The 15210-nt window shown below is 62.6% G+C and carries 13 protein-coding genes and 1 other RNA gene; 6 read left to right on the forward strand and 8 right to left on the reverse strand.

Annotated features, from left to right (window positions below; genetic code table 11):
- Positions 1-27 precede the first annotated feature (27 nt).
- The 7 genes from A3764_RS06525 to A3764_RS06555 all read right to left on the reverse strand — a co-directional run bounded on the left by A3764_RS06525 (position 28) and on the right by A3764_RS06555 (position 8454).
- Complete coding sequence (locus A3764_RS06525; RefSeq protein ID WP_067925981.1) at positions 28-1452, reverse strand: cryptochrome/photolyase family protein; 1425 nt, start codon at positions 1450-1452, stop codon at positions 28-30.
- A 118-nt stretch (positions 1453-1570) separates the two neighbouring features.
- Positions 1571-2797 carry an aminotransferase class V-fold PLP-dependent enzyme gene (locus tag A3764_RS06530; protein WP_067925983.1) on the reverse strand — a complete coding sequence of 409 codons (1227 nt, stop codon included), beginning with the start codon at positions 2795-2797 and terminating at the stop codon, positions 1571-1573.
- A 75-nt stretch (positions 2798-2872) separates the two neighbouring features.
- Complete coding sequence (locus A3764_RS06535) at positions 2873-4516, reverse strand: BCCT family transporter (RefSeq protein ID WP_067925985.1); 1644 nt, start codon at positions 4514-4516, stop codon at positions 2873-2875.
- A 235-nt stretch (positions 4517-4751) separates the two neighbouring features.
- Positions 4752-5741 (reverse strand): acryloyl-CoA reductase, encoded by a 990-nt coding sequence (gene acuI / locus A3764_RS06540; protein WP_067925989.1) that lies wholly within the window; start codon positions 5739-5741, stop codon positions 4752-4754.
- Positions 5742-5819: 78 nt separating this feature from the next.
- The gene (locus A3764_RS06545) at positions 5820-6923 is read right to left on the reverse strand and encodes a dimethylsulfoniopropionate demethylase (protein WP_067925992.1); all 1104 of its coding nucleotides are present in this window, start codon (positions 6921-6923) and stop codon (positions 5820-5822) included.
- 31 nt (positions 6924-6954) lie between these two features.
- The gene (locus tag A3764_RS06550) at positions 6955-7662 is read right to left on the reverse strand and encodes a DUF1326 domain-containing protein (protein ID WP_067925997.1); all 708 of its coding nucleotides are present in this window, start codon (positions 7660-7662) and stop codon (positions 6955-6957) included.
- 3 nt (positions 7663-7665) lie between these two features.
- Complete coding sequence (locus A3764_RS06555) at positions 7666-8454, reverse strand: DUF2182 domain-containing protein (RefSeq protein ID WP_067926007.1); 789 nt, start codon at positions 8452-8454, stop codon at positions 7666-7668.
- 79 nt (positions 8455-8533) lie between these two features.
- Between A3764_RS06555 and A3764_RS06560 the strand changes: the two genes are divergently transcribed.
- The 5 genes from A3764_RS06560 to A3764_RS06580 all read left to right on the forward strand — a co-directional run bounded on the left by A3764_RS06560 (position 8534) and on the right by A3764_RS06580 (position 13187).
- Positions 8534-9271 (forward strand): FadR/GntR family transcriptional regulator, encoded by a 738-nt coding sequence (locus A3764_RS06560; RefSeq protein ID WP_067926009.1) that lies wholly within the window; start codon positions 8534-8536, stop codon positions 9269-9271.
- 264 nt (positions 9272-9535) lie between these two features.
- Positions 9536-11581 carry an ATP-binding protein gene (locus tag A3764_RS06565; RefSeq protein WP_067926011.1) on the forward strand — a complete coding sequence of 682 codons (2046 nt, stop codon included), beginning with the start codon at positions 9536-9538 and terminating at the stop codon, positions 11579-11581.
- 21 nt (positions 11582-11602) lie between these two features.
- Positions 11603-11948, forward strand: a transfer-messenger RNA (tmRNA) gene (ssrA, locus tag A3764_RS06570).
- 45 nt (positions 11949-11993) lie between these two features.
- Entirely contained in the window at positions 11994-12587 is a 594-nt protein-coding gene (locus A3764_RS06575) for a CIA30 family protein (RefSeq protein ID WP_236628094.1), read from the forward strand.
- A gap of 111 nt (positions 12588-12698) precedes the next feature.
- A complete protein-coding gene (locus A3764_RS06580; protein ID WP_067926012.1) occupies positions 12699-13187 on the forward strand; it encodes an SspB family protein in 489 nt (162 codons plus the stop codon).
- Positions 13188-13193: 6 nt separating this feature from the next.
- On the opposite strand, the gene A3764_RS06585 is transcribed toward A3764_RS06580, so the two are convergent.
- Complete coding sequence (locus A3764_RS06585) at positions 13194-13748, reverse strand: hypothetical protein (protein ID WP_067926017.1); 555 nt, start codon at positions 13746-13748, stop codon at positions 13194-13196.
- A 154-nt stretch (positions 13749-13902) separates the two neighbouring features.
- Between A3764_RS06585 and fumC the strand changes: the two genes are divergently transcribed.
- Positions 13903-15210, forward strand: a 1308-nt coding sequence (gene fumC, locus A3764_RS06590) for a class II fumarate hydratase (protein WP_067951352.1), incomplete at its 3' end; no start/stop codon positions are given.

The following is a 15210-nucleotide window of genomic DNA, read 5'->3' on the forward strand; positions in this document are numbered from 1 at the left end:
ACTACCCGCGTGCCCCGGATAAACAATTTAAAAGTCCCGGCCTTCATAGATTTCGAGCGCCCGCGCCCGCCCTTCCGAAAGCTCCACGACGGGATCCGGATAAGGGTCGGACGGCGCCATGCCCCAGCTGCGCGGAATCGCGTCGAAATAGGCCAGCGCGTCCTCATGGGGCTTTGCGCGCCCTTCGGCAATCCAGCGCGAGACATAGGCGCGGTCCGGATCGAACTTTTCAAGCTGTGTTTCGGGGTTGAACACCCGAAAGAAGGGGGAGGCATCGGGCCCCGATCCGGCTGTCCATTGCCAGCCAAGCGCATTGTTCGCCGGATCCCAGTCGATCAGGCAATCTTCGAACCATTTCTGCCCGATGCGCCAGTCCGTCAGCAGATGCTTGGTCAAATAGCTGGCCACGATCATCCGCGCGCGGTTGTGCATCCGCCCCGTCACATACATCTCGCGCATGGCCGCATCCACGAAGCGGATCCCAGTGCGACCCCGCTTCCACGCCGTGACCTCTTCCGCTTCCCCGTCCTGTTTCCAGGGAAAGGCGGTCCATTCCTCGCGCCAGGCATCCGTCAGCAGCCGCGGTGTGTGATGCATCAGGTGATAGGCAAACTCGCGCCAGACCAGTTCCTTCAGGAAAGTCTCCGCCCCGCGCTTGCCTTCCTCCATTGCCCGCTGACCGGCATGCCAGCACTGATGGGGGCTGATTTCACCCAGGCTCAGGTTCTCCGACAATTGCGAGGTGCCGTCTTCGGCGGGCATATCCCGGGTCTGCTTGTAGTCGTCGATGATGTCGCTGATGAAATACCCCAGACGCGCCTGGGCGCTTTTCTCTCCCAACCGGACGAAGGGCCGCAGTATGTCGCTGCCGCGGTTCATGCCCGCATCCATGCGCCAGTCTTCCAGCGCATCGCTGCGCGGCCAGTCTGGGGGCGGGTTCAGCGTCTTCGGGCGCGGGCGCGGTTCCTCCACCGGGCGCTGCTTCACCGCGTTCCAGAAGGGTGTGTAAACCTTGTAGAAACCGCCCTGCTTGGTCTCCACGCTCCAGGGTTCGAACATCAGATGCCCGCCAAAGCTGCGCGCCTCCGCGCCCTTCTCCTTCAGCGTCTCCTTGATCCTCGCATCCCGGGCCACGCTGTCGGGATCGTAAAGCCGGCTCCAGTAGACCGCGCCGGCACCCGTCTCTTCCATCAGTTGAAGAATCGCCTCCAAGGCGCTGTCGTTGCGGCGCAGGATCAGCCGGGAGCCTTCCTGCGTGAGGCTTTCCGACAGGCAGGAAAGGCCGAGGCCAAGCCGCCACAGCGGCGCGACGCCCAGCGATTGCGTCAGATCGTCGAGGATGAAGACCGGAATGACCGGCCGCCCCGTATCGCAGGCGGCGGTCAAGGCGGCATGATCGCTCAGCCGCAGATCGCGCCGGAACCACACAAGTATCGGAGTTTGGTCGGACATTCACCCTCGCCTGTCGATTGAGTGGCAAACTAGCGCAAAGCCACCGCCGTCAACAGGGCAAGCCACGCGTCAGGGCCGCAAGTAGTTTCAGCGCGGTCGAAGGCACAGCGACCCACGCTTAAAGAACACGGTCCAGCGCATTGATCAGGCTGTCTATTTCATCCTTTGTCGTGTAGTGGGTGAAGCTCAGCCGCAGCACCCCCTGCGCCGGGTCCACGCCCATCGCCTGAAGGGCGCGACCGGCGTAAAAGTCGCCCCCGCCCGTCATGATCCCGTGTTCCGCCAGCCGCGCGGCGGCTTCCTCTCCGCCGCTGTTGAGGGCCAGGGCCACCGTCGGCGCACGCCCTTCGGCGCGCGAAGGCCCCAGCAGACGCAGCGAATTCCGTTCGCTTACCGCATCAAGAAGGGGCTGCAACAGTTTGATTTCATGATCCCTCATGAGGTCATGCACCTTCGCGGCTCGGGTCCTGTCGTCCGCGTCCGCTTCCCCACCATGATGGCGATACAGGGCGTCAACGTAATCGGCCATACCGGCACAGGCCGCGACCTGCGCGTGGTCCGGCCCCGCCGGGGTGAACCGTTTGTAAAGCGTGTCTCCGTTGAAGACATGCCCCTGATTGGGCAACCACGCGCCAAGCCCTTCACGGATCGCCATGATCCCCTGATGCGGACCATAGGTCTTGTAAGCGGAAAAGAGGTATACGTCCGCCCCCATGGCGCCCACGTCGGCAAATCCGTGCGGCGCGTAGGAAACACCGTCGACGCAGGCATAGGCGCCTGCGTCATGCGCGATTTTCACGATCTCCGTCACCGGGTTGATCTCTGCCACCACGTTCGAACAATGCGGGAAGCAGACCAGCCGCACCTTGTCGTCCAGCAGGGGCTTCAGATCCTCGGGGTCCAGGTGCCCGCTGTCGGGGTCGATCTTCCACTCCCGCACCTCGAAACCACGGTCCGCCAGCCGCCGCCACGGGCCGGTATTGGCCTCATGATCCTGGTTCGTCACGACGATCGCATCCCCGGGCCGCATCTTCTGCGCAAAGGCCTGCGCCAGCACATAGGTATTCTGGGTGGTGGAAGGCCCGAAGGAAAGCTCATGCGTCTTCACGCCCAGCATGGCCGCCAGCCGCCTGCGCGCCTCGTCCATCTCTTCGCCCGCAAGGCGGCTCGCCTCGTAGGGGGCATAGGGCTGCACCTTGCGCTGCGTGTAGAACCGGGTGAGCCGGTCGATGACCTGACGACAGGTGAAAGACCCGCCCGCGTTCTCGAAAAAGGCCTGCCCCTGCAGGGATGGCTCGGCGAAGGCGGGGAACTGGTCCCTCACGAATGCGCTGTTGAGTTCCATTGATCGCTCCCTCCCCCTCGCGAAAACGGGCGCCCCGCAAGGGACGCCCGCCAAGACCTTCTCATGTCCGGAAGGTCACTTCAACTCGGCACGCTCACTCTGCAAGCCCTTGAAGATGCACCAGCACATGGCCAGCAGGACCACAGTGAACAGCAGGCCCGTGGAAATCACCATGGACTGCAACGCCGCAAGCCCGCCGCCGATCAGCAGCGCAATGGCCACGGCACCTTCGAAGATGCACCAGAAGACCCGCTGCGGCACCGGCGCGTCGACCTTGCCGCCCGCGGTGATCGTATCGATCACGAGGCTGCCGGAGTCCGACGAGGTGACGAAGAACACCACCACCAGCAGGATCCCCACGAAAGAGGTGATCGAGGCAAGCGGCAGTTGATCCAGCATCTTGAATAGCTGCAGTTCCAGTGCCGCGTCCTGCGCCCCGGTATAGCCTTCGGACAGGACCTGATAAATCGCCGTACCGCCGAAGATGGACATCCAGAGCACGCAGACGATGCTGGGGATGAGCAAGACGCAGATCACGAACTCCCGCACGGTACGGCCTCGGCTGACGCGGGCGATGAACATGCCCACGAAGGGTGACCAGCTGATCCACCACGCCCAGTAGAAGGCCGTCCAGCCTTGGGAATAGTTTACGTCGGCGCGACCGAAGGGGTTCGAGAGGGCCGGCAAAAACTGGAAGTAGGCGAGAAGCGAATCCCAGAAAAAGGCGATCAAAAAGGCAGTCGGCCCCACGATCAGGGTGAAGAGCGCCAGAAGTGCGGCCAACCCCATGTTGATCTCACTGAGAACCTTTACCCCGCCATCGAGGCCGCGCAGCACCGAAATCAGCGCCACGGCGGTAATCGCGGTGATCAGCACCACTTCGGTGGTCTGGCCCATGGGCACGCCGAACAGCTCATTGAGGCCGGCATTCGCCTGCGTCGCCCCGAAACCGAGCGAAGTGGCAAGCCCGAACAGGGTGGCGAAAACCGCGATGATATCGATGATATGCCCGGGCCAGCCCCAGACCCGCTCCCCCAGAATGGGATAAAAGGCGGAACGGATCGTCAGCGGCAGCCCCTTGTTATAGGTGAAAAGCGCCAACGCCAGTGCGACGGTCGCGTAGATGGCCCAAGGGTGCAGCGCCCAATGATAGATCGTCGCCGCCATACCGAGCCGGACCGATCCGGGTTCATCCCCCGTCATGGCGCCAAGCGGGGCCCAGTCCGACCGCAGCCCATTCTCGCCCACGGTGGTTTCCCCGAAGGCAGTGGAAAAATGCGTGAGCGGCTCGGAAACGCCGTAGAACATCAGCCCGATGCCCATGCCCGCCGCGAACAGCATCGCGAACCAGCCGAGGTAGGTGTAATCCGGCACCGCCTTGTCACCCCCCAGCCGGACCGAGCCGTAAGGCGTCACGATCAACAGCAGAGCGAACAGCACCACGATGTCCGCCGCCCCGATCAGGAACCAGTCGAAGTTCTTCGTGGTAAAGGAGAACATCGCCGAGAAGGCCGCCGCCGCCTGATCTGGCAGGACGATGGTATAGAAGACAAAGGCCACGACGGCCAATCCACTGATGAGAAAGACGGGGTTGTGAATGTCCACGCCGAACGGACCGATGGTGGTTTCCACGTTGTCCTGACCGATCTCGTAATCGGTCTGGATCACCTCGGAGGTTCCGTCCGGGGCAGGTATGCCCTGTGCGGTCGTATCTGTCATGAGTGTCCCTTTCAATTCCGGGCGCCCGCTTGCCCGATTGATCCCGGACGGGGCGCACTCTGCTCCCCAGCATAGGCCAATTGACACTTGTCTCAACCGATCTGCTGAAAAGAGCACTTCGCGGGGGTCCATCACACCCCGGAAAACCACCCCGCGCCCGCACCGCTGAACGACAAAAAAGGGCGGATGCACCGTGCATCCGCCCTTTCCTTGCGTTTCAGCAGAAGGCCTGACTTCAGCCGTTGACGTCGACGACGACGCGCCCGCGAACCTGACCCTTCAGGATGTCCGCACCCAGCCCCGGCAGGTCCGACAGGGTTGCGGGCTGGACCATGGCCTCCAGCTTGTCCATCGGCAGATCGCGCGCGATACGCTCCCATGCACGCAGACGGTTTTCATAGGGCTGCATGACGCTGTCGATACCCAGCAGGTTCACCCCCCGCAGCAAGAAGGGGATGACGGTCGCGGGCAGTGAAGCACCCCCGGCAAGGCCCACCGCCGCGACGGAGGCCCCGTATTTCATCTGCCCCAGAACACGCGCCAGCATCGCGCCGCCCACGGCATCGACGCATCCGGCCCATGTCTCTCCTTCGAGGGGGCGTTTGGTTGTTTCGGCCAGTTCCTCACGCGGGACGATCCGGCTCGCCCCCAGATCCCGCAGATAGCTTTCGGTCTCGGGGCGTCCGGTCACGCCCGCGACCTCGTATCCGAGCTTTGCCAGTAGCGCCGTCGCGACGGAACCGACCCCGCCGGCTGCCCCGGTGACCAGAACCGGGCCGTCCCCGGTCTTCAACCCGTGATCCTCCAGCGCCATCACCGCCAGCATCGCCGTGAAACCGGCGGTGCCCACCGCCATGGCCTGCCGCGTATCGAGCCCTTCGGGCAGCGGTACGAGCCAATCGGCCTTCACCCGGGCTTTCTGCGCATAGCCACCCCAATGGGCCTCGCCCACACGCCACCCGGTCAACACCACCTTGTCGCCCGGCGCATAGCGCGCGTCATCGCTCTTTTCGACCGTACCGGCGAAATCGATCCCCGGAATGTGGGGATAGTTCCGCACCAGACCGCCGCCGGGCCCGATGCACAATCCGTCCTTGTAGTTGACGGTCGAATATTCGACCGCGACCGTCACTTCACCCTCGGGCAGATCCGCCTCTTCGATCTGGGTTACTGCGGCGCTGGTCTTGCCGTCTTCGTCCTTATCAACAACCAGTGCATCGAACATGTCGCTCTCCTTTCGCAGGGCGTCCCTGCTTCCAAATGGTTCAAATCCCCGCCGGAGGCTCCGGCGGTTCGGAAATTCTCAGGCCCAGAAACCGTCGCGGACGGTCGCATCGCGCGGCCCTTCGGGTGTCTGCACCTGCACCTGCGTGCCCGCATCCCAATGGGTCATCCGCACCATGCCGATGGCCACGTTGGTGCCGAAGTCCGGCGAATGCGCGGCAGAAGTCACCTGACCCACGCGTTCCCCCTTCGACGTGACGGGCCATACCCTGTCGCAGCGCGGCACCGGGTCTCCGGTGATCTCGATGGCCCGGACCTGCTGCACCGGGCCTTCCTTGGCAACCCGAAGCAAGGCATCGCGACCGATACAGCCGATCGCCGCCTGCGTGTCGCAAAACCGGCCAAGGCCGCATTCATGGGGTGTATTGTCGTCGGTCATGTCATTGCCGTAGCTGAGCAATCCGCCCTCGATCCGCTCGATAAGGTTGGGGCAGCCGGCGCGCACCTGCAGATCGCTGCCCGCCTCCATCAGCGCGTTCCACAGCGGCATGCCGATGTCGGACCCCTCCACGTAGATCTCGAAACCGCCCTGTTTGGAATAGCCCGATCGCGCAATGACGAGCGACCGGCCCTGAAAATCGAACCTGCCGAAGCGGAAGAACTTCACCTTGCCGACCGCATCGCCGAAGACCCGTGCCATCAGCGCATCGGCCTGCGGGCCCTGAACGGCCAGCGGGCTGACATCGGGTTCATCCACCAGCACGTCCAGCCGGTAGCCATAGGCCACGCCCTTGACCCAGAGCAACAGATCGCTGTCCGCGATGGAAATCCACCAGCGGTCTTCCTCCAGCTTCACCGCGACCGGATCGTTTAGCATCCCGCCGGTTTCATCGACGATAGGCACGTAGAAGCAGCGGCCCGTCTCCATGCCGCGCAGGTCGCGGGGTGTCAGCATCTGGACAAGCCGCCCCGCATCCGGGCCGCGCAGCTCCACCTGCCGCTCGCAGGCCACGTCCCAGACCTGAACATGGTCCTTCAGGTGCCGGTAATCCGCTTCCACGCTCTCAAAAACAGTGGGCAGCAGCATGCGGTTGTAGACGGTGTAGCCCTTGACCCCGGCGGCCTCGACCCCGTCGGAGAAGGGGGTGCGCCGGACCCGGCGCGAAGGTGAAATGACCGGCATCTTTAGTCCCTCCCGACGAAACCGGACCCGGTCACGGGTTCGGCCCTTTCCAGTCGATCGGGCAGATCTCGGCGGACATGCCGCCGAAATCCCAGACCCGGCCATAGTCCCGCACCCGGCTCTTCAGGCCGCGGGCCGCGATGATATCGGGACCCATCCAGTACTTGGAATTGCTGATCATCACGGGGTGATCGGGCGATTTACCCGCGATCATCTCGATCTCGCCCTGGATCTTGCGACCGATCATGATGCTGCGTTTGGTGCCCTCGCGCACGATCTCGACGGGCGCGCGTTCGGCGCCGATGATCTCGCTCACCAGCATGGTGAAAAGCCCCGTGGTGCCGCCTGCTGCCCCGCTGAAGATCTGCAGCAGCCCGTGGTAGGCCTTCTCCGTGGCCCGTTCATCCACGTATGCCGCGACCCTCCAGTTGCCCTCGCCCATGCGGCCGGGGATATCCACCAGCAGACCGATGTTGAGGCCGGACAGATCCTCGCCCTCGTAGTGGCCTTCGTCCACGGCAATGGCCATCCATGCGTGGCAATGGCCTTCGGTCGGCGGATGCGCCCCGAGGCTCACGACACAGGGGCAGAACACGGTGCAGGAGCAATTGAGGAACAATTCGCCCTTGATGGCCCATTCGGTCGGACTGTTGCGATCACGTTTGGTGCTGGGCATGCGCTGGTCGATACGCGCGCTCGTCTTCAGCCGGTCCGCCTCCGGTTTTTTCTTGGTCGCCATCTGTTATCCTCCTGCGATCAGGGGCCAGCCTGCCACGGCGCCAGCGCCGATGATCAGGGCAACGCCCATGGGTTTGATGATGTAATGTCCGATCTGCGGCAGCTTTTCGAGCACCATGACAAGGGTCGCCAGCCCCATCCATGCAAGGTTCATGACACCGCCGGCAAAGCCCAGCAGCATAAAGCCCCAGCAGCAGCCCACGCAGAAGCTGCCCAGCCCCAGCCCCATGCGCAGCCCGCCCGCGAAACCGGTGCGCCAGTTGCCCAGAAAGTAGAAGGTGGGTGAATGGCACACGCCGTGGCAGGCCTCCTTCGCGTGGGTGAACTGGTAGAGGCCGACCGCCGCCAGCAAGGCCACGGCGCCCCAGCGGGAGGTCGGTATGCCCAGCATGTCGATCGCGCCGAGATCGAGCAAAAGCAGTTGCAGCGCCGCGATCCCGGCGGCAAAGGCGACCCAGATCGCGAAATAGCCCAGAAGCACGCCCAGCCAGCCCGCGCGCGTGCCGGTGGCGCTGACCATCAGGTCCTCGTAAGAGCGCAGCGTCGGTACCATGGTGGGAAGCATCATCGCCGCCATCATCACCGCCCACATCGCGAACAAGGGCCCGAAGCGCGCCATGGGCATATCCATGTCCATCGCCGGGTTCATGCGCCGCATGGCCTGTGCCATCTCGCCGGGCAGGCCCAGAAGGCTTATGTCCATCTGCATGGCCATACCGTAAAGCATGACCCAGGCCATCAGGATGACCGCAAAGAATGCCAGCCAGAGACCGGATCGCAGAACGTGATTCATCGGGGCGGCCTTTCGACTCGGAACTTGCAGATGTAATGTCAGACAATTAGAGTTCGGGCAAACGTTAAATGTCATACATATGAAAGAAGGCTTCGTGAAACAGCTCGACTTGCCGGCCCAGATCGCAGGCGCGATCCGCGATTCCATCGTCGAGGGACGGCTTATCGTGAACGAAAGGCTGCCCTCCGAGGCCGAGCTTGCCGACAAGTTCGACGTCTCCCGCCCGACCGTGCGCGAAGCGCTGAAACGACTGGCCGCCCAGTCGCTGATCCGTACCCAGCGCGGCGCCACCGGCGGCGCATTCGTCGCCAAGCTGAGCTTCGAGGCCGCGCAGGAACAGCAGATCACAACCTCGACGCTGCTCATCTCCATGAACGATGTGCATTTCGAAACCGCCTGCGAGGCGCGCTTCACGCTTGAGCGCGCCTGCGCGCCCCTGGCCGCCGAACGCCGCACGATGGATCAGGTGATGACCATGCGGAAGGAAATCGACCATCAGGCCAGCGCGGGCCTCAGCGATGAGGCATTCTGCGCCTCCGACGTCACCTTTCATAGATCGCTGGTGGATGCGGCGGCCAACCCGATCCTGAGCTACCAGCTCGCCGGGGCGGTCGAGGCCATGCAGCCGCTGATGAACATGATCACCTTCAGCGCACGGGACCGCGCGCGTATCGTGGCCCTGCATACCGATATCACCGATGCGTTGGAGTCCCGAAATGGTGCAGCCGTGACCAGCGCGCTCACCGGGCTGGAAGCGGAAACCCAGACGCTTGCCCGGACGGTCTTTGCCGCCCGCACAAGACCCGTCTCATCCTGAAGTCCCTAAAGGCAAACCAAAATATTGCCGTGGCAAAATTTCACGCACAAGTAGCGCATTCGGGCCACAGGTCAAGAATTTGATACAGCTTAGGGTAATATGGGGCTGTAAATGTTACGCCTCGGGCCGCAATAGTTAACGAAAGCGCCTGCATGAATCGGAATGCCGGGCGTCAATAAGGCAGTATGACGCAGAACAGGCGCGTGAGGAAAATCGTTGCGCATATCTCAATGGGCCAAAATTGGGCAAACCCTACCTGAACGGATGACACAGGCCGTCGTGTTGACGGCTGTCGGGCTGGTGATGCTGATTTTCGGGCACCGGGTGGAGATGCTCGCCTATGAAAATTACATTCAGAAGCTGAGGACGGACGTAACTCTCGAACTGGTGGAGGTGCGCGAACGGATCGAAGAGGAGGTCTTCCAATCGATCCTGGATCTTCGGGAACTTGCGGCGATCATCGGCGAAACGCCGGACCTTGGGGTTGCTGAATTCAACAGGAAAGCAGCTGAATACCTCGCCAAAAATCCGCAGGTGATCAACATCGCCGTCGCGCCGGATCTCGTGATTTCCATGGTCTATCCCCTTGAAGGGAACGAAAGCGCGCTGGGTCTGAATTACCGCGACAACGAAGCGCAGATCGAACAGGTTGAGGAAGCCATGCGCACCGGCAAAGGCGTGCTGACCGGGCCTGTGAATCTCGTTCAGGGCGGCCGGGGGGTGATCCTGCGGCAACCGGTTTTTTTGCCGCCCCTGCCAGAAGCACCCGGCGTTCCGCGCCCCTGGGGCATCCTGTCGATCGTGCTGAATTACGATGATTTCCTCGTAAGTCTGGGTGTTCCCGAACTGCAGGAACGTTTCAACCTGCTGCTTATCGAGCCCGGGAACGACGGCAAGCCCGAACAGATCATGCTGGGCAGCCCTGATGAAATGGGGGCCGACCCCATCCGTCTGAACTTCGATTTTCCCTTCGGGCAATGGGAGCTTTGCGCCACGCCGAAAGACGGCTGGCCGCTGACCCGTCCCCGCTATGAGGAACAATGGCTTCTGCGCTTCGCCTTCATCGCCCTCACGCTGCTGGGCATAAGCTATATCATGCGGCTCGCGGCTAAACGGCGCGCCGCAGAGGTGCGCCTGCGCAACGGGATCGAGGCGCTGGACCATGGTATCGTGATGTTCGGGCCAGACCGGCGGGTGACGCTCTATAATCGCCGCTACCTCGACATGACGGGCAGCGAACAGAAGGTCGAAGTCGGCACCCCATATCAGGAGATCATGCGTGAGAACCTGCTGGGTGGCGTCGTACCCGAGGCCGTGGGCCATGAGGACGAATTCATCACGGACTGGCTGGAACACCGGGTTCTGGAGGGTGGCGCCGATACCGAACAGCATCTGCACGACGGGCGCATCATAAAGACCTCCGATCGGCTGATGGAAGACGGCAGCATCGTTGGCCTGCGGCTCGACGTAACGGAGATGAAGAAGGCGCAGATCGCGGCGGAGGCGGCCAATCAGGCCAAGACCGACTTCATGGGCGTTCTGAGCCACGAATTGCGCACCCCCATGACCGTCATCCTCGGCCACGTCCGGCTGGGCCGCAACTTCGACAGAATGGGCCCCGCCCGCGAATTGCGCAAAGCCATCGACGAAGGCGTCACCGATCCAGCGGAGCTGAGCGAGCGGGTGGATGCGGTTTTTGCGCAGGTTTCGCGCACGATGGAAACCCTAGAGCGATCGGGCGACCATCTGCTGACCCTCATCAACGAGGTGCTCGATTTCGCTAAGATCGATTCAGGCAGCCTTTCGGTTTCGGCAGAGCAGACGGATGTGGAAACCGTGGTGAACCCGGTGGCCGATCAACTGCGCCCGATGCTCGAACAGAAAGGCCTCGCCTTTAATTTGAAGATCGAACCGGGCAGCCTGACGGCCGATATCAAGCGCGTACAGCAGGTGTTGATCAACCTCATCGGCAATGCCTCCAAGTTCACCGATAACGGGTCTGTCACGCTTGCGGCGCGGGTCACGGATGATGACGTGAACTTCGATGTCACCGACACCGGTGTCGGCATCCCGGCCAATGAAATCGACAGGGTGTTCGAACCTTTTCATCAGGTCGATGGCACCGCGACGCGCAAACATGGGGGTACGGGCCTTGGCCTCGCCATTTCACGCGATATCGCGCAGGCGCATGGCGGCAGCCTCAGCGTGGCCAGCGAACCGGGCAAGGGCAGCACCTTCACCCTCAGCCTGCCGCGTCAGGTCTGCGCCGCCGTAAGGCTGACAGGCCGCCCCGAACTGGTGGCGGAATAGACCGCCTCCCCCACGCCGCACCCCCTTGCAATGAATCGGGGTGGGACCTATATTTCCCTTGTCCTTCGGGACTATGGACATAAACGCGCTCGTAATAAGCGGATCGGACCCGGGGGCGGTACCCGGCGGCTCCACCAACATCCTTCATTTGGGGATCATGGGGCCGAAACAGGATCGACGAACGTCTAAAGGTGTTGCTTTGTCCCGGTGAGTTACCACCGTTATCGGTACAAAATGTACAATTGCAAATGACAATCGTGCTCCGGTCGCCGTTGCTGCGTAAGCAGTAACTAGACCGAAATCTAAGTCCTTGCGCCTAGCAGCGTAAGGCGGGGTTCGCAGGCACCTGGCAACAGAAGCCTGCACTTTATCTTCCTGCTTGATTCCCGGTTCTTCGCGCTAACATTGACGCATGGCCGCCTCTTCCCTTTCCTTCCTGTTTCGCAGCCTCATCGGGGCCGGTGCTGTCACCGCCGCCACCATGTGGGCCGTCCGCGCCTTTGCCGATCAGTCCTCCGGCAGCGGCACGCAGCCGATCGCGACGCAGTGGGGTTTCGTGGCCGACAGGGTAATGGGCGGCCTTTCGACCGGCAGCGTGGAGCCTGCGCATATCGACGGGCGGGAGGCCATGCAGCTTCGCGGGAATATCTCGCTCGAAAACGATGGCGGCTTCATCCAGATGGCGACCGATCTGGGACCTGAGGGCGCGCTGCTGGACGCGACCGCCTTCACCGGGATCGAGATCGACGTTTTCGGCAATGACGAAACCTATGAGTTGCGCCTGCGCACCGACGATCTGACGCGGCCTTGGCAATCCTACCGCCATGTATTTACCGCCGAACCGGTCTGGCTGACCCTGCGCATTCCCTTTGCCGATTTCGAACCCTACCGTACCGACGCGCCCTTTGATCCGGCGCGCCTGCGGCGGTTGGGCGTCGTTGCGGTCGGGCGCGCGTTCGAGGCCGAGGTCGCGGTGGCGGGTCTGCGTCTTTACCGCGACCGATAGGGCCGCGCGCGGTCCCGGCCTACCCGTACGCTCGCTGTGCCATACTGCCCCTTTCCTCTGCCACTCAATACGGTATGTTGGGCTTGAGCGAGCGTCCAACCGGAGAGCCCCATGAGCCGCAGCATCGATTACGGCAACCTCATGCATGACGCGATGCGGGGTCTGATCCGCAAAGTGCTGATGGATGTTGCCGAACGCGGCTTGCCGGGCAACCACCATTTCTTCATCACCTTCGATACCGCGCATCCGGATGCCGAACTGGCCGACTGGCTGTCGGACCGCTACCCCGGTGAGATGACCGTGGTGATGCAGCATTGGTACGACAATCTCGAGGTCACGGACGAAGGCTTTTCCGTCACGTTGAATTTCGGCGACGCGCCGGAGCCGCTTTATATCCCCTATGATGCGATCCGCACCTTCGTCGATCCTTCGGTCGAATTCGGCCTGCGCTTCGAACAGCAGGAGAGCAGCGCTGCATCAAAGGCCGAGCCGCAGGAGAAGGAGCCGCGCCCGCTTGTCCACGAGGATGAGCTTGAGGTCGCGGAGGAGGACGATAATCACGATGCGGAAATCGTCTCGCTCGACAGTTATCGCAAGTAACGCCTGCTACTGACGTTCGAGGAAAGTCTCGATGCTGCGCGAAACCTCGCCGTTGCGCACGGTCTGGAACCGCAGGTCCAGCCCACCTTCCGTCAAGGTGCGGTCGAACTGTTGCAGGTCATATCCGCCGCTGTCCTCCACGGTCATCGAATAGACGGTCAGCGTATCGCCCATGAGGCGGGCCCAGACAAAGGGTTCGCCCTTCATCGGATCAAGTTGCACGGCATTACCGAAGACGTCCCGGCCCATGGCGGCGGCATATATCCCGGGCCTTTCCGTGGGGCGAAACTCGATCTGATAGGTTGCCGTGTTGCTGCCCCCTTCCCGCTGGGTCACCGCATGCCATTCGACCGCGAAGCCGCCGTCGGAGGTTTCAAAGATCTCCACGCTCATGTCGCGCGGTACCGGGGCCCCTTCGGCGTTGGGAATATCAGCGGACCCGCTATAGCTTCCAGCAAAGCGCGACACGTCCGCGACGGCGGCAGTTGCGAACACCGGAAGCGCCGCAAGCCATATCAGGCAGAACGCCATGACCCGCTTTTGAATCGCCTTTTCCCGCATGATGTCTCCTCCTCCGGCTTGGGCGCATCGCCCCTGCGCCCCGATAGTCATTCTGTGGGGCGAGCTTTGCAAGCGCGGTGCCGCCCGCGCATTCTGTTGCAACGCAAGCGCCCCGAAGATACACCGCAGTCAACCTTGACGATGGAGCATTCCCATGGCCGACACCCGTATCGAAACCGACAGCTTTGGACCCCTCGAGGTCCCGGCGGACAAATACTGGGGGGCGCAGACGCAGCGCTCGATCATGAACTTCCCCATCGGCTGGGAAAAGCAGCCCATCGCCATCGTCCGCGCCCTGGGCGTGATCAAGAAAGCCTGTGCGCAGGCCAATATCGCCCAAGGCACGCTGGACGATAAACTGGGCGATGCCATCGTTAAGGCCGCCGGCGAAGTGATCGACGGCAAGTTCGACGACAATTTCCCGCTGGTGGTCTGGCAGACCGGGTCGGGGACGCAGTCCAACATGAACGCGAACGAAGTCATCGCGAACCGCGCGATCGAGATCTTGGGGGGCGAGATCGGCAGCAAGGACCCCGTCCACCCCAATGACCACGTGAACATGGGGCAATCGTCCAACGATACCTTCCCCACGGCCATGCATATCGCTACCGCGCGCACCGCGCATGACGTGCTGATCCCCGGCCTTCAGAAACTGCACGACGGGCTTCAGGCCAAGATCGACCAGTTCGAGGGCATCATCAAGATCGGCCGCACCCATACGCAGGACGCGACGCCGCTGACGCTCAGCCAGGAGTTTTCGGGCTACCGCCATCAGGTCGCCATGGGCATCCAGCGGGTGCGGGACGCCCTGGGCCGCATCTACGAACTGGCGCAGGGCGGGACGGCCGTGGGAACGGGGCTCAACACCCGCGAAGGCTGGGCAGAGACGGTGGCCCACAATATGGCCGAGATCACCGGCCTGCCCTTCGTCACCGCTCCCAACAAGTTCGAGGCACTGGCCGCGCATGACGCCATGGTGGAGATGTCAGGCGCGCTCAAGGTGGTGGCCGTTTCGCTGTTCAAGATCGCCAACGACATCCGCCTTCTGGGCTCCGGCCCCCGCTGTGGTCTGGGTGAGCTCATCCTGCCGGAGAACGAGCCGGGCAGTTCGATCATGCCGGGCAAGGTGAACCCCACCCAGTGCGAGGCGCTGACGCAGGTCTGCGCCCATGTGCTGGGCAATGACGCCGCCGTAGGCTTCGCCGGATCGCAGGGTCATTTCGAACTGAACGTCTACAAGCCCATGATGGCCTACAACGTGCTGCAATCCATGCAGCTTCTGGGCGATGCCAGCGTGGCCTTCACCGACAACCTGATCGACGGATTGCAGGCCGATGCCGACCGGATCGAAAAACTGATGCGTGAATCGTTGATGCTGGTGACGGCGCTCGCGCCCGAAATCGGATACGACAACGCCACCAAGGTCGCGAAGACGGCGCACAGGAACGGCGCCACCCTGAAG

The sequence above is a fragment of the Sulfitobacter sp. HI0129 genome (assembly GCF_001635395.1).
Taxonomy (GTDB): Bacteria; Pseudomonadota; Alphaproteobacteria; order Rhodobacterales; family Rhodobacteraceae; genus Sulfitobacter.